Source organism: Streptosporangium sp. NPDC049078 (genome assembly GCF_040648855.1).
Taxonomy (GTDB): domain Bacteria; phylum Actinomycetota; class Actinomycetes; order Streptosporangiales; family Streptosporangiaceae; genus Streptosporangium.
On the sequence record NZ_JBEZEL010000017.1, the window covers coordinates 35,580 to 57,736 of the forward strand.

The 22,157-nt window shown below is 73.3% G+C and carries 7 protein-coding genes; 3 read left to right on the forward strand and 4 right to left on the reverse strand.

The genetic code is table 11. The annotated features are described in order from the left end of the window. Positions 1-19 precede the first annotated feature (19 nt). A complete protein-coding gene (locus tag AB0B90_RS27780) occupies positions 20-12,652 on the reverse strand; it encodes an amino acid adenylation domain-containing protein (RefSeq protein WP_362925612.1) in 12,633 nt (4,210 codons plus the stop codon). A gap of 139 nt (positions 12,653-12,791) precedes the next feature. Here AB0B90_RS27780 and AB0B90_RS27785 point away from each other — a divergent pair, with 139 nt between their 5' ends. Then, positions 12,792-14,195: a salicylate synthase gene (locus tag AB0B90_RS27785; RefSeq protein ID WP_362925614.1), complete on the forward strand. Its 1,404-nt coding sequence runs from the start codon at positions 12,792-12,794 to the stop codon at positions 14,193-14,195. A 13-nt stretch (positions 14,196-14,208) separates the two neighbouring features. On the opposite strand, the gene AB0B90_RS27790 is transcribed toward AB0B90_RS27785, so the two are convergent. After that, the gene (locus AB0B90_RS27790) at positions 14,209-15,852 is read right to left on the reverse strand and encodes an AMP-binding protein (protein WP_350947280.1); all 1,644 of its coding nucleotides are present in this window, start codon (positions 15,850-15,852) and stop codon (positions 14,209-14,211) included. Between the two features lie 3 nt (positions 15,853-15,855). Next, entirely contained in the window at positions 15,856-16,263 is a 408-nt protein-coding gene (panD, locus tag AB0B90_RS27795) for an aspartate 1-decarboxylase (RefSeq protein ID WP_350947279.1), read from the reverse strand. A gap of 78 nt (positions 16,264-16,341) precedes the next feature. On the opposite strand from panD, the gene entS reads away from it, so the two are divergent. Further along, positions 16,342-17,631 carry an enterobactin transporter EntS gene (gene entS, locus AB0B90_RS27800; protein ID WP_362925617.1) on the forward strand — a complete coding sequence of 430 codons (1,290 nt, stop codon included), beginning with the start codon at positions 16,342-16,344 and terminating at the stop codon, positions 17,629-17,631. A gap of 181 nt (positions 17,632-17,812) precedes the next feature. Beyond that, positions 17,813-18,241 (forward strand): hypothetical protein, encoded by a 429-nt coding sequence (locus tag AB0B90_RS27805; RefSeq protein WP_350947277.1) that lies wholly within the window; start codon positions 17,813-17,815, stop codon positions 18,239-18,241. A gap of 130 nt (positions 18,242-18,371) precedes the next feature. On the opposite strand, the gene AB0B90_RS27810 is transcribed toward AB0B90_RS27805, so the two are convergent. Next, entirely contained in the window at positions 18,372-22,046 is a 3,675-nt protein-coding gene (locus AB0B90_RS27810) for an amino acid adenylation domain-containing protein (RefSeq protein ID WP_362925619.1), read from the reverse strand. Between the last annotated feature and the right edge of the window lie 111 nt (positions 22,047-22,157).

The following is a 22,157-nucleotide window of genomic DNA, read 5'->3' on the forward strand; positions in this document are numbered from 1 at the left end:
GGCGGTTGGGGGAAGCGCCTCATTCCAGGTGGTTCAGGAGTTCCGCGACGGTCTGGGCCGTCATGAGCGTCGCGACCTTCACTCCGCCGCATCCCGGCTCCCGCCGGATGCGGCGCACCAACCCCATGACGAGCAGCGAGTGCCCGCCCAGGTCGAAGAAGTTGTCGTGCGGGCCGACCGCGTCCACCTCCAGGACCTCGGCGAACGCCCTGCACAGCATCGCCTCGCGGTCGTCGTCGCGCCGAGTCGCGCCACCGTCGCCGTCGGCGCCGCCGTGTCCGTGGCCGGTGACCGTACGGGCCGTGAGCGTCACGGGCAGGTCGCTCAGACGCGTCCCGGGGTCGGCCGCGACGGTCTCCAGCACGCCGACGAGCGCCTCGATCATCGTGTCGATCGTGGCCCGGTCGAACAGGTCGGCCGAGTAGTCGACGACCAGATGGAGCCCCTCCCCCCTCTCCCGGAAGATGAAGTCGAGGTCGAACTTCGCCGCGGGCGGGCTGAAGAGCGCCTCCCGCTGCCGCAGCCCGGGAAAGCGCACGTCGCCCATCGACTGGTTCTCATAGCCGACCATCACCTGGAACAGCGGGTTGCGGCCGGGGACCCGAGATGGCCGCAGGGCCTCGACGAGCACCTCGAACGGCAGGTCCTGGTTGGCGAGCCCGGCCAGGTCGGTGTCACGGACCCGGGCGAGCAGTTCGGCGAAGGAGGGGTCCCCCGAGGTGTCGGCGCGCAGCACGAGCGTGTTGACGAAGAAGCCGACCAAATCACCGGCCGCCTCGTCGGTACGACCCGCGACCGGGCTGCCCAGCGGGATGTCCTCCCCCGCTCCCGTGCGGTGCAACAGCGCGGCGACCGCGCTCTGGCAGACCATGAACATGCTCACCTGGGCATCGCGCGCCAGCTCGCGGAGCCGCCCGACCAGCGGAGGCGGCAGCCGCCTGGTCGTGGACCCGCCGCGCTGGCCGACGGTGGCGGGCCTGGGCCGGTCCACCGGCAGCGGGATCTCCTCCGGCATGCCCGCCAGGGCCCCGGTCCAGTAGGCGAGCTGGCGGGCGTGCGGGCTGCCCGGGTCGGCGGGGTCACCGAGCAGCTCACGCTGCCAGAGCGTGTAGTCGGCGTACTGCACGGCGGGCGGCTTCCACCCCGGCGTGCCGTCCGGCCCCTCGTCCGGTGCCCTTCCCTCCAGCCTCGCGGCGTAGGCGCGCGCCACGTCCCTGGCGAACGGCCCGAAGGACCACTCGTCGAACGCGATGTGATGGAAGACGGCGAGCAGTAGGTGCTCCTCCTCCCCGCCCGATTCCGCGGTTCGCCCGAACACCTCGGCCCTCGTGAGCTCTTCGGTTTCCGTGAACTCAGCGGACCTCGCGGCCTCCACGGCCTCCACGGCCTCGGCGGACCTCGCGGGCCTCGCGGGAATGAGCGCGACTCGCAACGGGATCTCGGTGGCGAGGTCGAACGGCCGCGCGATCACCTCCTCGGGCGAGCAGGTGGTGATCTCCAAGACGGGACGCGCGGCCTCCGGCGGCAGGATCCGCTGGTAGGGCACCCCCTCGTGCTCGGCGAAGACGGTACGCAGGCTCTCGTGCCGCGCCGTCACGTCGCCGATCGCGGCCCGCAGCGCGTCCACGTCCAGTTCGCCGCTCAGGTGCACGGCCAGCGGCAGGTGGTACGCCTCGCGCGGCCCGTCGTCCTCGCGCAGGATCTGGTCGAGCAGCCAGAGCCTGCGCTGCGCGTACGACAGCGGGACGCGCGCCGGCCGTTTCCCCGCCACCAGCGGGGGCCTGAGCGTGACACCGGCCCTGTCGTGCAGCCGGGTGGCCAGCTCGGCGACGTTCGGCGCCTCGAACAGGTCACGGATCGCGAGCTCGGTGCGCAGCACCGCGCGGACCCTGCCGACGAGCCGGGTCGCCAGCAGCGAGTGCCCGCCCAGGTCGAAGAAGTCGTCGTCCACGCCGACGCCGGGGACGTCGAGCACCTCGCCGAACAGGGTGCACAGCAGGTGTTCCACGGCGGTCCTGGCCGCGCGGCCCGACCCGCGCGGTCCCTGCCGGTCGGGGGCGGGCAGCGCCCGCCGGTCCAGCTTGCCGTTGACGGTGAGCGGCAGCGCGTCCAGCGTGACGACCGCGCTCGGCACCATGTAGCCGGGCAGCCGCCTCTTGAGTCCTTCGCGCACCCGCGCGGCGAGCGCCCCGTGGTCGCGGGCCGCCGCCGGGTTGTTCGCGTAGGACGCGGGCCCGCGCTCCGGGTCCGCGGGGAGGAAGGCGGCCCCTCCGCCGAAGACGGCGTCGTAGTGGCCGATCTCGTCCGACGGGGTGGTCACCACACCGGCATCGAGCGCGTACAGCAGTTCGGGCTCGATCCCTCTCGGGGGGTCCTGGAGCAGCTCGCGCGCCTGGCGGTACGAGGCGCCGCCCTCCAGCGCGCGCAGCGCGGCGAGTTCGGCCGAGAGCCTGGGGTCGGGGATGGCACGCATCCGCAGCGGCCCGGAGCGGGCGGCGAGGCGGGCCGTCAGGTCCTCCATTCCCGCCCAGTCCACGACCGTGGTCCCCGCGGGCGACGCGACCGGACGCGCATCGGTCCGCGGGTCGGTCCGCGGGTCGGTTTGCGGGTCGGTTTGCGGGTCGAGCGGTGCGCCGGTCCGCGCGGCGAGGTTCACGGCAGGGTTCGCGGTGGGGTTCGCGGCGGGTGACTTCCACAGGGTCACGTCGTAGCGGTGCCTGCTGAGCTCGTTGTGGTGGACGCCCCGCTTGGTGCGGATCTCCACCCGCGCGGCCAGGCCGAGGGCGGTGAAGAACGCGGGGTCGAGCAGGAGCTCCTTCTCCATCCGCACGGCCCGGTCGATCGCCGCCGTACCGACACCGGAACCGTCGTCGTCGCCCCGGCCGAGCCGGATCGCCGCGTGCAGGCAGCGTACCGACCGCAGGTCGCGCACGTCGCCCACGAACAGCGCGCCACCGGGGGCGAGCAGGTCCATCGCGGCGGCGATCACGTCGGCGAGGTATCCGGCGCTCGGGAAGTACTGGACCACGGAGTTGACGACGATCGTGTCGAAGTGGCCCGCGGGCAGGCCGGTGGTGTCGTGCGCGGCCTGGCAGCTCAGGCGTACCGGCGAGCCGGGGCCGAGGTCGGCCCGGAGCTTGGCGATGACGGGCGCCGCGAAGTCGGTGCCCCAGTACTCGTCGCAGCCGGGGGCGAGCCGCGACAGCAGCAGGCCGGTGCCCACGCCGACCTCCAGCACCCGCCGGGGTCCGAGGGCCTCGACGCGGGCCACGGTGGTGTCACGCCACTCGCGCATGTGCTCCAGCGGGATCGGCGACCCGTCGTAGCTGCTGTCCCAGCCCGCGAAGTCCTCGGTGTGGACGGCGGTGCCGATCTCGGTGTACTCGGCGTCGTAGATCTGCCGCCACTCGGCCAGGTGCTCGCGCTCGGCGTCGGGCCGCGCGGCTCCGTCGGGCACCACGTAGCCGATGAGGCGCTTCACGCCGGGCACCTCGGTGCCGACGGCGACGACGGCGGCCTGCCCCACACCCGGCTCGGCGGCGAGCGCGGTCTCGACCTCCTCCAGCTCGACCCGGTAACCGCGGATCTTCACCTGCTCGTCGGTACGGCCGAGGAAGTCGATGTTGCCGTCCCGGCGCACCCGTACGAGGTCTCCGGTGCGATACATCCGGCCGCCGCCGAACGGGTCGGCGACGAACCGCTCGGCGGTCAGGCCCGGCCGGTCGAGGTAGCCCCTGGCCAGACCCGCCCCGGCGATGTAGAGCTCTCCCGGCGTGCCCGGCGGTACCGGGCGCAGCCAGCCGTCGAGCACGTAGCCCCGGGTGTTCCAGATCGGCCTGCCGACCGTGGGGGTGGCGCTGTCCTCGGTGCCTCCGCCCAGCGTGTTGATGGTGTACTCGGTCGGGCCGTAGAGGTTGTAGCCCAGCACCCCCTCGGCCTCCGCGAGCCGGTCCCACACGGCGGCCGGGACGGCCTCGCCGCCCAGCAGCACGAGCGGCGGGCGGTGCTCGCCGTCCAGCAGCCCCTCCTCCAGGAGCTGCTGGGCGTAGGTCGGCGTCACGTTGACGACGTCGACGCGGTGACGCCGCAGGTATTCGGTGAGCGCCTCGGCGTCGCGCCGCAGCTCCTCGTCGCAGACGTGCACCTCGTGGCCCTCGATGAGCCAGAGGAGTTCCTCCCACGACATGTCGAAGGAGAACGACACGGTGTGCGCGATCCGCAGCCGCCGCCCGGCCGAGGCCACCACCGGGTCGAAGATGTTGGCCCGGTGGTTGAACTGCATGTTGGTCAGACCCCGGTAGGGGGTGACCACCCCCTTGGGACGTCCGGTCGACCCCGAGGTGTAGATCACATATGCCGGGTGCTCCAGCCGTCCCGGCGCGTCCCTGCCGAAGCCGGGCAGTTCCTCGTCCGTCAGGCCGGTGCCGGGCAGGCCCGCCAGCGTCTCCCGCACGGCGGGGTCGTCGAGCGGGATCGAGGCGCCGGGGTTCGCCAGCCCGGCGGCGATGTCGCGGTGCGAGACCAGGCAGACGGGGGCGGCGTCGGCCAGCATGAAGTCGAGCCGCTCCGCCGGGTAGTCCAGTTCCAGGGGAAGGTAGGCGGCGCCCGTCTTGAGCACCGCGAACAGCGCGACGACCATCTCGGCGGACCGGGGCAGGGCGAGGGCGACCACCCGTTCCGGGCCCGCGCCGTGCGCCTTCAGCAGCCGGGCGAGGCGGTTGGCGGCGGCGTCCAGCTCGGCGTAGGTGAGTCGCGTGTCCGGCTGGGAGACCAGGGCGAGCTCGTCCGGGGTGCGCGCGGCCTGCTCGGCGAGGAGTTCGGCGATGGTGAGGTCGGGGACGGGCCGTTCGGCCTCGGCCCAGTCGCGGCGCAGCCGGTCGTGCTCGTCGGGCAGGAGCGGGTCGAGCCGGTGGCAGGGGGTGTCGGGTTCGGCGGCGACGGTCTCCAGGAGGCGTACGTACCGGTCGGTGAGACGCCTCGCCTCGGTCTCGGTGAAGGCGTCGCCCCGATACATGACCCGCAGGCCGGCGCCGGGCTCGACGACCATGGTGAGCGGGTAGTGGGTCGCGTCGCGCACCTGACGGCCGGTCACCCGCACATCGCCGCCGGGGCCGAAGCCGCGTCCGGTGGGCATGCCGGGGAAGTTCTGGAACACGAAGAGGGTGTCGAAGAGGGTCCCGAGGCCCGCCACCCGCTGCACGTCGGCGAGCGCGACGTAGGAGTGGTCGAACAGCTCCGAGGTGAACGTCTGCACCCGTTCCAGGACGGTGCGCAGCGGATCGGCCGCCGAGGCGCGCATCCGGACCGGGACGGTGTTGAACAGCAGGCCGACGACGGACTCGACGCCGTCGACGTCGGGGTGGCGGCCGGACACCGAGACGCCGAAGACCACGTCGTCGCGGCCGGTGAGAGCGGTCAGGAGCAGCCCCCAGGCGCTCTCGTACAGGGCGCCGAGGGTGAGGCCGGACTCGCGGGCGCGGGCGTCGAGCCGGGCGGCGAGGCCGTCGGGCAGCGCACGGTGGATCTCCCCCGCGGTGGTGAGGTCGGCGGGCCGGTCGATCAGGTCCGGCCGCAGCAGGGTCGGCTCGTCGAGCCCTTCGAGGGCACGGCCCCACGTCTTGATCGTGGCCTGCCGGTCCTGCCCGTTCACCCAGTCGAGGTAGGCGTGGAAGGGGGTCACGGGCCGGGCGCGCTCGGTGCCGGCGTCGGTGTAGAACTCCAGCAGCGAGGTGACGAGCAGGCCACCCGACCAGCCGTCCAGCAGGATCAGCTCGGAGGTGAGCACCAGCCGGAAGTCGTCCTCGCCCACCCTGGCCAGCGCGAAGCGGATCAGCGGCGGCTCGCCGGGGACGAACGGCCGGGCGCGCTGTGCCTCGACGAACTCCTCCAGCGCCCGCTGGTCACCGGTCTCGGCGTAGGTCCAGTCGACCTCGAAGCGTTCGGGGACGAACTGCACGCTGCGGCCGCCGTCGGTGCGGAACCCGGCCCGCAGGTTGGGGAACTTCAGCAGCACCTCGCGCGCGGCTCCGGCCAGCCGGTCGGGATCGACAGGACCCGCCAGGGTCACCACGGCCTGCTGGACGTAGATGTCCCGGTCCCCACCGGCCAGCATCAGGTGGAAGAGCAGTCCTTCCTGCAAAGGCGAGAGCGGCAGCTCGGCCCGCGCCCGCACCGGACCGTCCGCCACGACCTCGGCGGGCGGCCGGGAAAGGTCCGCGACCTTGGCCAGGGCCTCGACGGTACGCAGCCGGAAGACGTCACGGACGGCGAAGGGGAACCCGGCCCGGCGGGCACGTCCCACCAGCAGGGCCGCGCTGATGCTGTCGCCACCGGTGCGGAAGAAGTCGTCGTCGGCGTTGACGCCGTCCCGCCCGAGGGTCTCGGCGACGAGCCGGGCGACGGCGCGCTCGGTGCCGGTTCGCGGTGCCCTGCCCTCGCGGACGGCGGGCTCGGGCAGCGCGCGGCGGTCGAGCTTGCCGTTGGGAGTGCGCGGCAGCCGGTCGAGGCCGACGAGCACGGCGGGGACGAGGTGATCCGGCAGGATCTCTTCGAGCCGGAGCCGCAGCGCGTCCAGGTCGGGTTCGGAACCGGGGTCACCCACGACGTAGCCGACGAGGCGCGGCCCCGAGCGGGCCGCCACGGCCGCCTGGCGCACACCGGGCTGTGCGGCGAGCACCGCCTCGACCTCTCCCGGCTCGACGCGGAAGCCCCGGATCTTGACCTGGTCGTCGGCCCGGCCCAGGAAGTCCAGGCCGCCGTCGCGGCGGCGGCGCACCCGGTCGCCGGTGCGGTAGAGCCGCGATCCCGGCGGGCCGAAGGGGCTGGCCACGAACCGCTCGGCGGTGCGGGCCGGGTCCTTGAGATACCCGCGCGCCAGGCCGTCCCCGGCGAGGTAGAGTTCGCCGACCGCGACCTCGCGGAGCCCGGCGTCCAGGACGTACGCCACGGTGTTGGCGATCGGGACCAGTCCGCCGCCGCCCTCGGCGATCAGGCTGTCCCCGGCCGCCTCCGAGCAGCCGTACAGGTTGACCAGCCGGGCGGGGACCCGCCGGGCCAGGGTGGCGGGCAGCGCCTCACCGCTGCTCACCCAGGTGGTCACCGAGCCGAGCCTCCCGCTCGGCGCGCTCTTCCCGGGCTCCCGACACTCCCGAGGCTCCTGCGGCTCCTTGGCTTCTCCGACTTCCCCGTTGCGCGCGCTCTCCCCGGGCTCACCGTTTTCTCCGAGCCGTTCGTTGCGTGCGGCCTCCCCCGTCTTCTCCCTCTCCTCGTTCTCCATGAGCGCGGCCAGCAGGCTCGGCACGACCGTCACCAGGTTCACACCGTGGCGGTGGATCAGCTCGGCGAGGGCGACCGCGTCGGTGGCGGTGTCGTCGTCCGCGACGACGACGGTGTCACCGGCGACGAGGCCGCCGAGCAGCTCGGTAGTGCCGTCGATGAAGGCCGGTGAGCTCTTGGCGACCCGCACGCCGACGGTGGCGAGGTCCGCACCCCAGGCGAGCCGGTTGGCCAGGGCCCGTTGGGTGCCGACGACGGCCTTCGGGGTCCCGGTGGACCCCGAAGTGAAGATCACGTACGCGGGGTGGTCGGGGAGGATCGGAGTCCTCGCGCGAGGCGGGGCGTCCGACGGCGGCTCGTCCACGCCGAGGACGAGCAGGGGCCCGGCGGTGTCGAGCATCAGGTCGATCCTGGAGCGCGGGTAGGTCGTGTCGATCGGCAGGTAGGCCGCGCCGGTCTTGAGCACGGCGAGCAGGGCGACGACGAACTCGGCCGAGCGGGGCAGCGCGATCGCGACGATCTCCTCGGGGCCCGCCCCCGCCGCGGCGAGCCGGTCGGCGAGGGCCTCGGCGCGCTCGTCGAGCTCGGCGTAGCTGAGCGTGATCCCGCCGTCGCCACGGACGTCACCGCGGACGTCACCGCAGATGACGGCGGTGGCGTGCGGGGTGCGCGCCACCTGCGCCTCGATCCGCTGGGCGACGGTGAGCGGGGCGACCCCGTCCACGGGGCCGGGTCCCGCGAGCGGCCCGAGCGGGGCGCGGAGCGACGACAGGCGCCGCGCCGGGTCCTCGGTGACCTGGTCGAGCAGCTCGCCGAGGTCGGCGATCATGCCGGTGACGGTCTCGGCGTCGAAGAGGTCCGTGGCGTAGGCGACGAACCCCTCGATCAGTTCCTCGCCCTCGGCGAAGTAGACGTCCAGGTCGAACTTGACGCCGCCGGTCTCGGGAAGGAACGGTTCCGCGCGTACGCCGGGCAGCCGCAGCCGCACGTCCTCCAGCCGCTGATGGACGATCATCACCTGGAACAGCGGACTGCGGGCGAGTGAGCGTTCGGGGGCGAGCCGCTCCACCACCTGCTCGAACGACACGTCCGCGTTGGAGAACGCGGCCAGGTCGGTGCGGCGGACCCGCTCCAGGAGTTCGGTGAAGGTGGGGTCGCCGGTCAGGTCGGTGCGCAGCACGACGAGGTTGACGAACACGCCGACCAGGTCCGCGAGGTCCGCGTCGGTACGGCCCGCGACGGGCGAGCCGAGCGCCAGGTCGTCGCCCGCTCCGGCCCGGTGCAGGAGCGCGGCGACGGCGGCGTGCAGGACCATGAAGACGCTGGTGCCGGTCTCCAGGGCGAGCCGTCGCGCCCCGGCCGAAGGCAGCCGGAACGGTACCAGCCCGCCCCGGTGGCTCGCCTCGGCGGGGCGGGGCCGGTCGGCAGGTGGCGTGCTCTCCTCGGGCAGCCCGCGCAGTGCCCGTTCCCAGAAGTCGAGCCGGTCCGCGGGAGCCGGGGACTCGTTCCGCCAGACGGCGTAGTCGGCGTACCGCACGGGCAGCGGCGCCCAGTCGGGCGCGGTGCCCGTCCTGCGGGCGGTGTAGGCGCGTGACAGGTCGGCGAGCAGCGGGGTGAACGACCACTCGTCGGCGGCGGCGTGGTGCTGGAGTATCACCAGCACGGACTCCTCGGCACGGACCCGCAGCAGGGTGGCCCGGATGGGCAGGTCGGTCCCGAGGTCGAAGACGTGCGAGGCGGCCCTCGTCTCGGCCGCGCGCAGCCGTTCCTCCGGCCGGCCGCGCGCGTCCACCACGTCGAAGGCGACCTCGAAGGTGTCGAGGACGCGCTGGACCGGCAGCCCGTCGGGGCCCTCCTCCAGCAGGGTGCGCAGCGCCTCGTGCCGGGTGACGACGTCGGCGAACGCGGCGCGCAGCGCGTCGACGTCGACCGGCCCGTACAGGCGCAGGCCCAGCGGCAGCGCGTCGGCGGCCGAGGGGCCGCGCAGGCGTTCCTCGAACCAGAAGCCGCGCTGGGCGGGAGAGGCGGGCACGATCTCGGGCCTGCTCACGTCGCGGACCCTCGGCCGGGTGCCCCGTACCAGCCTGGGCGCGAGCGTGGCGACCGTGGGCGCCTCGAAGACGTCGGCGATGGTGAGCTCGGCGTCGAGCGCGGCGCGCACCCGCCCGGCGAGGCGGGTGGCCAGCAGGGAGTGGCCGCCCAGGGCGAAGAAGTCGTCGTCGATGCCCACGGTGCGCAGGCCGAGGGTCTCGGCGAAGACCGCGCACAGCGCCGCCTCTCGGTCGTCGTGCGGACCTCGGCTCGACACCCGCGCCTCGGGCGCGGGCAGCGCGGCCCGGTCGAGCTTGCCGTTGACGGTACGAGGCAGTGCCTCAAGCCGGACGATCGCCGAGGGAAGCATGTACTCGGGCAGCGTCTCGGTCGCCGTCGCCCGAAGGTCCGCCTCGTCGAGGTCATCGAGGTCTCCGCTCGGCACCACGTACGCGACGAGCCGCTTCTCGCCGGGCGCGTCCTCGCGGACCACGACGGCGGCCTGGACGACGCCGGGGTGGGCGGCGAGCACGGCCTGCACCTCGGCGGGCTCGATGCGGAACCCGCGGATCTTCACCTGGTCGTCGGTGCGTCCCAGGTATTCCAGCGATCCGTCGCGGCACCGGCGTGCCAGGTCGCCGGTGCGGTACATGCGCTCGCCCGGCGGGCCGAAGGGGTCGGCGACGAAGCGTTCCGCGGTGAGGCCCGGCCTGCCCGCGTAGCCGCGCGCCAGCTGCGTCCCGGCGAGGTAGAGCTCGCCGGGGACACCGATCGGGGCGGGACGCAGCGCGGCGTCCAGGACGTGGGCGCGGGTGTTGGGGAACGGCCTGCCGATCCCCGAGGACGGCAGTTCGGCGGAGGTCGCCCAGATCGTCGCCTCGGTCGGCCCGTACACGTTGACGGCCGACGCCGCCACCGCGTGGAGGGTTCCGGCGAGCGCCGCCGGAAGGGCCTCACCACCGACGAGCACCCGCAGCCCGCGCAGCGCGGCCGGGTCCAGCGAGCCCAGCAGTGACGGGGTGCCCTGGACGATCGTCGCCCCGGTGAGCAGCGCGCCCAGCGCCGCCGGGTCGCGTACGCTCTCGCGCCCGGCGAGCACGACGGTCGCGCCGCTGATCAGCGGCACGTACAGCTCCAGCGCGGCGATGTCGAACGCGATCGTGGTCACCGCGACCAGCCGGTCGGCGGCGTCCAGGGCGAGACGCTCCCTCATGGTGAGCAGGAACGCGGTGAGCGCGGTGTGCGGGACGGCCACGCCCTTGGGCCGGCCGGTCGAACCCGAGGTGTAGATGACGTACGCCAGGTCGCCGCCTCGGACCGGATACGGCTCCTGGCCTGCGGTCGGCCCGGGGTGCGCGTCGGGGAACGTGTCGTCCGGTGTCGGCGTCTCGGCGCGGGGGGCGGCGAGCACCGGGGGGACATGGGCGAAGCGGAGCGCACCGTCCTGGGGCAAGGGCTCGGTTGTCAGCGTCCGGGGTGTCAGCGTCTCGGTTCCCCGCGGGATGAGGGCGGCCGTCTCCGGGGTCGCGATCGCGCAGAGCGGGGCGGCGTCCCGGATCATGTAGGCGATCCGGTCGGCCGGGTGGTCCAGGTCCAGCGGCAGGTAGGCGGCGCCGGACTTCAGCACGGCGAGCAGCGCGACCACCAGGTCGGGGGTGCGGGGCAGGGCCAGGGCGACGACCCGGCCGGGTCCCGCGCCGCGCTCGCACAGCACCCGGGCGAGGGCCGAGGCCCGCAGGTCCAGCTCGGCGTAGGTGAGCGTGGCCCCGCCAGTGCCATCGCCAGTGCCCTCGACGGCGACCGCGCCGGGAGTGCGGGCGGCCTGCTCCTCGAACAGGGAGGTCACCGTCGTGTCCTCGACGGGCCGCGCGGTGTCGTTCCACTCCTCCAGCAGGGCCGCCTCGGCCGCACCGAGCAGCTTCAGGTCGGCGATCCGCCGGTCCGGGCGGCTCACCGCGTCGCCGAGCAGCGTCTCCAGATGGCCGAGGAGCGCGTCGATGCGCTCGTCGTCGAACAGCTCGCGACGGAAGGTGGCCTCGACGGTCATCCCCCGGGGCCTGACGAATGCCTCCAGCGACAGGTCGAAGTGGGTGGTGCCGTTGTGGATGTGCGTCCAGCCCGTGGTGACGCCCGGTAGGTCCAGGTCGCCGATCTCCTGGGCGAGAAAGAGCAGCATGGTGTCGAAGAACGGCGAGCCGCCGCGCCTGCGGGCGGGCCGCAGCTCCCGCACGATCGTGTCGTAGGGCAGTGTCCGGTGCGCGAACCCCTCGGTGCAGGTGTCGCGGACCCGGCGCAGGACCTCGCGGAAGGTGGGGGCACCGGACAGGTCGGTGCGCAGCACGAGGGTGTTGCCGAAGTTCCCGGCCAGCCGCTCGATCTCGGTGTGCTCGCGGTTCATCACCGCCGAACCGATCGCGATGTCGGTCGCGCCGGTGTAGCGGTGCAGGAGCACGGCGTGGGCGGCGAGCATCACCATGTACGGGGTGAGGTTCTCCCCTGCGGCCAGTTTCCGCATGCCGTCGGTGACGGTGTCGTCGAAGCGGCGGGCCCTGCGTCCGCCGCGCTCGGAGGCGGTCGCGCCGCGCGGGCGGTCGGCGGGCAGGTCCAGGGGCGCGGGCGGCGGGTCGAGGCGCCGCCGCCAGTAGTCCATCTCCTCGGCCGGGTGCGGGCGGTTCTGCTCCCAGTCGGCGTAGTCGGGATAGTGGACGGTGAGCGTGGGCAGGCCGTCCGGCTCACCGGAGACGGCCGCGCGGTACAGGGCCGACAGGTCCCGTGAGAGCGAACCCCAGGTCATGCCGTCCCAGGCGATGTGGTGCACGACCAGGACCAGGGCGTACCTGTCGACGCCGAGCCTGAGCAGTTCGAGCCGGATCGGCCGCTCGGCGCGCAGGTCGAAGGGGAGCGCCGCGAGCCGCTCGGCGTACGCCTCGGCGTCGTCGGTGGCGTCGGTGGCGTCGGTGGCGTCGGTGGCGTCGGTGGCATGGTCACGCACCGGCAGGTCGAGGGAATCGTCGGCGAGGACGTACTGCACCGGCGTCCCGTCGTCGTTCTCGTCGTAGACGGTGCGCAGCACGGCGTGCCTGCGCAGGAGCGCGCGCAGCGCCTCGCGGAGCGCCTCGGGGTCGAGCGCGCCCGACATGCGTACCAGCAGGCAGACGTTGTAGGCGGGGCTGGAGGGGAACGTCCGGTGGTGCAGCCACATGCTCTGCTGCGCGTACGACAGCGGGGCGGGGCCGTCACCGGCGCGTGGGGTGATCCGGTCCCTGCCGGGTCCGAGCCCCGCCTCGGTCATCATCCGCCGCATCAGTTCGCGCCGCTGCGCGACGTCCTGCCGCTGTTCCCGCACGCTCAACGTCCTTAGTGGCCGGGGGTCGGGCGCTCTGTCCCGCATCGCGACTTAGGTTAGCCTTGCCTCTTAAATCCACACAAGGTTAGCCTTACCTAAATTGCTGGAAGTTGTCCGTTTTCATAAAGGGGTGGGTTCCTTGTCCTCTGGTGTCCGCACGGATCAGACGCGCACGGAGATAGTCGTCGAGAGCGCGGCCGACCCGTTGCGCCTGGTCACCCACCTGGCCCGGTCCGGGCTGTTCGACGACTACGTCGTGTACGAGCGGCCGGACCTGTGGACCTTCGCGGGCGGGGTGGCGGGTGAGGTGATCCTCGAACCCGGAGTCGTCCGCAGCCGCTGGCTGGACGCCCCCTCCCCGGCCTCCGCCGGCCCCGCGCACGCGCCGGACCCCCTGGACCCGCTGGATCCGCTGCACGCGCTGGACCCGCTCGACCCGGTGGACCGGTTCGACGAGCCGTGGTCGGGCCGACCGGCCGCGGCGCTGGAGGCGGCGCTGCGGACCGCCCCGTGGCCGGCGTGGAACGCCTACGGCTGGATCGCGTTCGAGTTCGCCGCGCTCGCCCCCGCGGGCAGGCTCGCCCACCTGGTCGTGCCGCGCACCGAGGTGCGCGTCGAGGCGGGGCGCGCGCTGGTGGTGAGCATGGACGCCGAGGAGGCCGAGCGGGTCGCCGAGCTGCTGTCCGGACAGGTCGTCCCCGGATCGCCGTCGTCGCCGTCGCCGGTCGACGTGCGCACCGGCGGCGACCTCTACAGGTCGCGGGTCGCCCAGGCGATCTCCGAGATCGACGCCGGGCTCTACGAGAAGGTCATCGTCTCCCGGCGGCTGCCGATCCCGTTCCCCGTCGACGTCGTCGCGACGTACGCGTGCGGCCGTGCCGCCAACACCCCGGCCCGCTCGTTCCTCCTCGACCTGGAAGGCTTCCAGGCCGCCGGGTTCAGTCCCGAGGTGCTGGCGGGCGTCGACGGGCACGGCACGGTGACGACCCAGCCGCTCGCCGGCACGCGCGCCTTCGGCCAAGGTGAGAACGTGGACTCGCGGACCCGCCACGAGCTGGAGAACGACCCCAAGGAGATCTTCGAGCACGCGGTATCCGTACGCGCGTCGCAGGACGAGCTGTACCGGGTGTGCGTGCCCGGCACGGTCCGGGTCACCGGCTTCATGGCGGTGAAGGAACGCGGCAGCGTGCAGCACCTGGGATCAAGTGTCAGCGGTGAGCTGGCGCCCGGCCGCACCGGCTGGGACGCGCTCGACGCGCTGTTTCCCGGCGTGACCGCCTCTGGCATCCCCAAGCCGGCGGCCGTCGACGCGATCGCCAGACTTGAGGAGCCCCGAGGGCTCTACGCCGGAGCCGTCCTCGCTGTCTCACACGACGGGGCGATGGACGCCGCCCTGGTGCTGCGCGCCGTCTACAGCGAGAACGGCCGGGCCTGGCTGCGGGCCGGCGCCGGCATCGTGTCGGGTTCGACGCCGGAACGGGAGTACGAGGAGACCTGCGAGAAGCTCTCCAGCATCGCCCCGTACGTGGTCCCGCGCACCTGAGAAGCGGAGGAGCTCAGCGCAGGCTCGCGGCGAGCTCCTTCTTGCTGATCTTGCCGACCGGAGTGCGGGGGAACGCCTCGACCGGCTCGACGCGGTCGGGCCACTTGTATCCGGCCACACCGCGCTCCCTGAGGAACCGCTTGATCTCCCTGAGGGTCGGCGCCTGGTCCCGCACGATCAGGAAGGCGCAGGTCCGCTCCCCCATCACCGGGTCCGGGATGCCGACCACCGCGACGTCGTGCACCGCCGGATGGGCGAGCAGGTGGTTCTCCAGTTCCTCTGCCGAGATCTTGTCACCGCCCCGGTTGATCTGGTCCTTGTCGCGGCCCTCCACGACGAGGTGTCCCGAGGGGAGCACCCGCACCAGGTCTCCGGTCCGGTAGAAGCCGTCGGTGGTGAAGGAGCGCGCGTTGTGCTCCGGTGCGCGGTAGTAGCCGCGCAGGGTGTACGGACCGCGGGTGAGCAGCTCCCCGACCTCGCCGGGGGCGACCTCCGCGCCGTCGGAGTCGACCACGAGGATCTCGTCGGCCGGGGACAGCGGCCTGCCCTGCGTGGTGTCGACCAGCTCGCGGGGATCGTCCAGCCGGGTGTAGTTGAGCAACCCCTCGGCCATTCCGAACACCTGCTGCACCGCGCAACCCAGCACGCCGGGAACCCGCTCGGCCCGCTCGGCGGCGAACTTGGCCCCGCCCACCTGCAGCAGCCGGAGCGACGACAGGTCCTCCCGCGACCAGGATGCCGCCTCAAGCCAGAGCAGCGCGATGGGCGGCACCACCGCGCACACCGTCACCCGCTCCCGCTCGATGAGGGGGAACGCCTCGTCGGGTGACCCGGAGGGGGCGAGGACGACGGTGCCGCCCTTGGCAAACACCCCCAGCACCCCGGGGCAGGCGAGCGCGAAGTTGTGCGCGACCGGGAGCACCACGAGGTAGACGGTCTCGCGGGTGAAGCCGCAGACCTCGGCGCTCGCCTCCAGGTTGTAGACGTAGTCGCGGTGGGTGCGCGGGATCAGCTTCGGAAGTCCGGTGGTGCCGCCGGAGAGCAGGAACACCCCCACGTCGGCCGGATCCGGCCGCTCGTACGACACGGGTCCGGAGACGAGGCCGTGATCGGGGGCGGTGTCGCGACCGGGAGTTCGGTCGGAGTCAAGGGCGGAGCCACGGTCGAGGTCGGTGTCGAGGTCGGCGAGGGCGAGGAACTCCTGGGCGTCCCCGTCCACCACGACGTGCTCCACGGCCAGCGAGCGGGCCAGGTCGCGGTAGTCGAATCCGCCGTGCGCGTCCGGGATGACGTACGCCCTCGCCTCGCTCAGCTCGCACAGGTAACCGATCTCGCTGCTGCGGTGCGCGGGCAGGGCGAGCACCGGGGCGGCACCGATCCGGACGAGGGCGAGGAAGACGACGACGAATGAGGTGGTGTTGGGCAGTTGCACCACGACGCGGTCACCGCGCCGGATGCCCAGCCGCGCGAAACCCGCGGCGGTGCGCTCGGCCCGGCGGTCCAGCTCGGCGTAGGTGAGTCGCTCGTCCCCGGCCACGAGCGCGGTCCGCTCGGGGTCGCCCCCGTTCAGCACGTCGCCGAGCGGCCGGTCGCTCCAGTAGCCCTCCGCCAGGTAGCGCGCCGCGACCTCCTGTGGCCAGGGGGTGAATCCCTCCACGGGTCACCTCCCCGCGATCTGGGCCACCGCGCCCGCGACCGGCTCGGCCGGGTCGCCGCCGAGCGCGACGACGCGGTTGGCTCCGTCCACGTGCACGACCTTGGGCCGGTGCGCCCGCGCCTCCGCGTCGTCGAAGTTCCCGTACGAGATGACGATGACCAGGTGTCCGGGGTGGACCAGGTGGGCCGCCGCGCCGTTGACGCCGATCACCCCGCTGCCCGCCTCGCCGGTGATCGCGTAGGTGACCAGGCGGGCGCCGTTGTCGATGTCGACGACATGGACCTGCTCACCTTCGACGATGTCGGCGGCGGCCATCAGGTCGGCGTCGATCGTCAGGGAACCCACGTAGTGCAAATCCGCCTGGGTCACGGTGGCACGGTGGATTTTTCCGTTCATAAGGACCCGCTGCACTGGTCTGTCCTCTTTCCCTAAGGTCAACTAAGGTTAGCCTCACCTTATCCACTGTGTTCGGTGAGGAGAACCCCGAAGATGCTGCGCCGTCTGGCCATGGACATCAGCCCGCTCCGGAGCAGCAGAGCCTTCCGCGACGTGTTCGTGGCGCGCACCGTGTCGGTCTTCGGGATCGGCATGCTGATGGTCGGGGTGCCCGTACAGGTCTACGCGATGACCGGATCGACCGTGCACGTCGGCGCGGTCTCCTCGGCCGAGGGCTTCGCGCTGCTCGCGGGATTCCTGTGGGGCGGTGTGCTCGCCGACCGGCACGACCGGCGCCGGTTGATGCTCGTCGCACGCACCGCCGCCGGTATCGGCTTCGCGCTGCTGACGCTGAACGCCTTCCTGCCCTCCCCCTCGCTCGCGGCGATCTACGTGCTCGCCGCCTGGGACGGGCTCGCGACCGGCGTCAGCGTGACCGCGCTGCTCGCCGCGACCCCCGCCCTCGTTCCTCCCGACAAGCTGGTCGCGGCGGGCGCGCTCAACGCGCTGACCGTACGGCTCGGTTCGATGCTCTCCCCCGCGCTCGGCGGCCTGACCGTGTCGGCGTTCGGCGTCGGGTGGAACTACGCGGCAGCGGCCGTGGGAACGCTCGCCACCCTCGGCCTGCTGACGAGGTTGCCCGCGCTCAGACCGGCCGTCGAGGTCACGGAGAACCCGCTCAGAGCGATCGGCTCGGGGCTGCGGTTCGTGGCCTCGCACCGCGTGGTCGGCTCGCTCATGCTGCTCGGCCTGCTGTTCATGGTGGCGGGCGGTATCCCGGTGCTCATGCCCGCGTTCGCCACCCTGCGGCTGGGCGGCGGCCCGGCCACGATCGGCCTGCTCTACGCCGCGCCCGCCTGCGGCGCGGTGCTCGGCTCGGTCACCAGCGGTTGGACCGGACGGTCACGCGCGCCGGGCAAGGCGCTGCTCGTCGCCTCGGTCTGCGGCTTCGCACTGCTCGCCTGCCTCGGGCTGGCGACCCACCCGGCGCTCGCCGTCGCGATCCTCTTCGGGTACGGCCTCGTCGCGTCCGTCGAGGAGATCCTCCGCTACGGCCTCATCCAGGCGCACACCCCCGACGGTTACCTCGGACGGGTGAACGCCCTGTGGGCCGCCCAGGAGACCGGCGGCGAGGCCGTCGGCGCGCTCGGCGCGGGCGTCCTCGGCCGCTACCTCGCACCCGGCACCGCGATCGTCGTGTACGGCGCGGCCAGCGCCGCCCTCGCCCTCGGCCTCGCCCTCACGCTCACCGGCCTGCGCGGCGCGACCCTGAGGACCGACCCGCAGGACACCGAACCGGGAAAGGCCCGGTCCGGGGACGCCGAGCCGCGCCGGCCGGGTTGAGAACCGTCTAGGCAAAGGCACCGCGAAGAAACGACTGGAAAAACGACCGCTCTTGCCAGATCGTGAGAAGCGACAGCAAACCCCTCATGTCCCGTGCCGGCGCAGGACCGCCGGTGACGCCCACCCGACGAACCACGGCCCGGCCTCTGGGGGAAACCGCAGGAACGACGAGAGGAAGAACATGCCTCAGACGACCGCCGCCCTCCTGCTGCTCGTCGCCCTGACCGGCGGCACCGCACCGGCGCAGTCCGGCCTGACCCCGGCGGAAACGCCAACGGTCGCCCTCGCACCGGTTTCGGCCGCCGCCCCGGCGACGGGCGCCGTCGCGCGAGGGAAGGCCACCGGCCCGAACCTCCGAGCGTGTTACGACGGAAGGTGCAAGCTCACCATCTCGAAGGCGGTGCGGTTCCGGGTCAGCCCTCGATTCGGCGTCACCCGGCTGTCCGTCTCCTTCGGCCGGGATTTCGTGCGGGTACGGGCCACCGGCCCCGGTGTCACCTCGCAGGCGGTGCTCGGCCTCCGTTCGACGGGGTCGGTCAACGGCATCGGCGTACGGGTGGTCTCGCTCTCCCGGGGCAAGGCGGTGCTGAGGCTCTCCCCCGTCCGCTGACCGCGACGACCATTCCCTCCGCTCGTGAGCGGAGGGGATGGTCGCACCGGAGGCGCGGTCCCGGGCGACCGGCACCGGTTACCGCGCCCACCCCCGGCGGTCACGTCCCGCCGGGGGTGGTCGCGGAGCGTCAGCCGGACTCCCCCGCGCCCAGGCGCTCGGTGAGCTCGTCCTCCGACATGTCCTCGACCATGAGCCAGATCTCGGCGACCGCCTCCAGCCTGCCGGGGACCTCCTCCACCTCGACGAACCGGCGGGCGACGCGCGACACGGTCCGCTCGGTGAACAGCGCCCGCAGCGGGAGCGAGGAGGCGTCGAGTGCCTCGCGCAGCCGCGCGATGACGGTGGTGGCCAGCACCGAGTCACCGCCGAGCGCGAAGATGTCGTCGTGCGCGCCGACCCTCGGCACGCCGAGCACCTCGCCGACGACCCGGGCGAGCACCCGCTCCAGCGCCGTGCCCGGCGCCGTGTAGGGCGTGCCCGTCTCCCCTGCCGCCGCTGCGACGAGGGCGGCGAGCGCCTTGCGGTCCACCTTGTTGTTCGCGGTGAGCGGGAGCGCCGCCAGGGGCACCAGGAGGTCGGGAACCATGTGCGGGGGCAGCAGTTTTCGCACGTGGGCGAGCAGTTCTCGTGTCGCGCTCTCCTCGGGCCCCGTCTTTCCCCGCCCGGTCTTCTCCAGGCCCGCCCTTTCCCGTCCCGTCTCCTCCGTCCCGGTCTTCTCCTGCGCCGTCTTGTGCGGCTCCGCCTCCTGGTCAGCCTCCCCGGCGAGCACGACCGCGGCGGCCAGGCGCGAGTCGGCGAGGAGCGCGACGGCGCGGCGCACCCGGGGGTGGCTCTCCAGCGCCGTCTCGACCTCGCCGAGTTCGATCCGGAACCCGCGCACCTTCACCTGGTGGTCGCGCCGTCCCAGGAACTCCAGCGTGCCGTCGGGCCGGTAGCGGGCCATGTCCCCGGTCCGGTACCAGCGGATGCCCTCGTGGACGACGAACCGGTCGGCGGTGCGCTCGGCGTCGCCGCTGTAGCCGTCCGCGACCCCCGCGCCGCCGATCCACAGCTCGCCCTGCGCCCAGTCGGGGCGGTCGCGCCCGGCCTCGTCGACGACCCGGCAGGCCACCCCGCGCAACGGGACGCCGTACGGGACCGCCGTCCAGTCCGCGGGCACCTCGCCGTCGACCTCGATCACGGTCGAGTGGATGGCGGTCTCCGTCGTACCGCCGAGCGCGACGAACCGTGCTCCCGGCGAGCGTTCCCGCAGCAGCGCGGGCAGGTGCGTGCCGACCCGGTCGCCGCCGAGCAGGACCAGGCGCAGGCTGGGCGCGGGGCCGGTGCGCAGCAGCATCTCCAGCACCGACGGCACGCAGTTCAGCACGGTCACCGACCACCGCTCGACCAGTCCGGCCCAGCGGGTGGCGTCGCGACGGTCGTCCTCCAGCGGGATCGCCACGGCGCCGCCGGCCGACCAGAGAGCGAACAGGTCGAACACCGACAGGTCGAAGTCGAGGGCCGACACGGCGAGTGACACGTCCGCCTCGCCGATCGAGAACCGCTCGACCAGATCGCCGATCGTGTTCATCGCGGCCCGGTGCGAGACCTCGACGCCCTTGGGCTCCCCGGTGGAGCCGGAGGTGTACAGCACGTAGCCGACCTGGCCGGGCGGGACGGGCACCGGCTCGTCCAGCGGCGCGGGGTGCGTCACGGCCGAGGTGAGCGAGACCGCGACCCCGGCCGTCCTGAGGATCCTCTCCCGCCGGACGGCGGGCTGCCCCGTTCCGACGGGCACGTACGCGGCCCCGGCCGCCAGCACGCCGAGCACCGCCACGGCCTGGTCCGGCCCCTTGGGCAGCTCGACCGAGACCCGGTCACCCGGCCGCACCCCCCGTTCCACGAGATGGGCGGCGACGCGCAGGGCGCGGTCGGCCAGCTCACCGTACGTGAGCGTGCCGCCATCGCCATCGCCATCGACGTCGTCGGCGCCACGAGTGCCGCCCGTGCCATCGCCGCCCCAGTGCAGCGCGGGGAGGCCGGGGGTGCGGCGCGCCCGCGCGAAGAACTCCTCGTGCAGCGTCCGCGCGGGCGGCGGTGGCTGGGCGTTGAGCTCGTGCCGCAGGCGTAGCCGGTCCGGCGAGGCGCCGATCCGCAGCGGCTCGCTCCAGTCGGCGTCCGGCGCGCCCAGACGGGTGATCGCCCCCGTGTAGGCGGCGAACATCGCGTCGGCGACGCCTTCGGGGAAGGCGGGGTCGCGCACGTCCCAGTTCAGCAGCAGTCCGCCGGAGACCTCGGTGACCTGGGCGTCCAGGAGCACCTGCGGCCCCTGGGAGATGATCCATCCCGGTTCTCCGAAGCTGCGCCGCGCCCGGTCGCCGAACAGCTCGCCGAGGTTGAGCGCGCTGGTGTAGACGATCGGGGCGAGCACCTGCTCGCCCCGCGACCTCGACAGATCCCGCAGCACCTCCAGGCCGGAGTAGTCGCTGTGCTCACCGGCCGTGTGCATCAGCGTCTGAACCTCGCGGGCGCGCTCGGTGAACGGCAACTCCCTCGACAGGTCGGCCTCAAGCAGGATGGAACCGGTGAAGTCGCCGACCACGGCGTCCACGTCGGGGTGGATCGGCTCGCGGTGGAACAGCGGCAGGTTCAGCAGGAAGCGCGGGGTCGCCGACCAGGCGCCCATCACCTCGGCGAAGACGGCGGCGAGCGCCATCGCGGGGGTGACACCCTCGCGGTGGGCGCGGGCGATGAGCCGCCGCCTGTCCTCGGGAGGCAGCCAGTGGTGCTTGCGGACGACGCGGTCGCCCGGTTGCGGCACGACCGGCAGCTCGGGTGGCCCCGACATCTCGCCGAGCCGCTCACCCCACCAGCGCCGGTCGCGGTCGCGTGCCTCGGCGCGCGGGTCGGCGGCGAGATAGCGCGCGTAGCCGTAGCCGATCGGCGGCAGGTTCTCGCCCTCGTACAGCGCCGCGAGGTCGGCCAGCAGCGTGCGGTAGCTCATCGCGTCGGCGGCGACCATGTCGACGTCCAGATGCAGCCGCGTCGCGCCGGAAGGCAGCAGGCTCAACCGCACGTCGAAGACCCGGCCCGTCTCGATGGGGAGCCGCTGGGTGGACATCTCGGCGCGCAGCCGTTCCAGCTCCCCGGCGGGGTCCGGCACGGCGCGCAGGTCGTGCACCGTGACGGCGGGGCCCGGCCGCTCCGGCAGGATGCGCTGGGTTCCCTCGTCGGAGATCGCGACCCTCAGCATCGGATGCCGCTCGGCGAGTGCCACGACGGCCGCCTCCAACCGGGCGGGGTCGATCTCGCGGCCGTCGAGTTCCACGTAGAGGTGCGCGGCGACGGAGCCGAGCGACTGGCCGGAGTCCCGGCCGATCCAGTAGGCGTGCTGCATGAGCGCGAGAGGGAACGACCCGTCCGGTTCCGCGTCCCCCCGTTCCGCGGCAGGGGCGGGAACGCCGTCGAGGGCGGCACCGGAACCGAATCTGGAGCCGGAGCCGGACTCGATCCCGGAATCCGAAGCGGAACCGGCCTTGGTCCCGGGAGCGGACCCGGAAACAGACTCGGAAGCGGAGTTCGGGGACGGAAGCGGGTGCGGCGCGATGGCGCCGCGCTCGGCGAGCAGTTCCCACCACTCGGCCAGCGTGGGCCGCCGCGCGAGTTCGGCGAAGCCGACCTCGACACCGAGGCGGCGCAGGCGGCCGGTCAATCCCATCAGCTGGATCGAGTCCATGCCCAGCTCGATGAGATTGTCGTGTGCCTCCACCCGCTCTCCGAGCAGGTCCGTCAGCGAACGGTGCAGTTCTTCCCTGGTCAGCACGAAGCTCCCCTTAAGTCAGGTAAGGCTAACCTAATTTAGGAGCGTTGGGTCGTCAACGCGCGTCTCATGACGGCTCGCACGATCCAGGAGGCGCGGCCTCTCTCGTCGCCA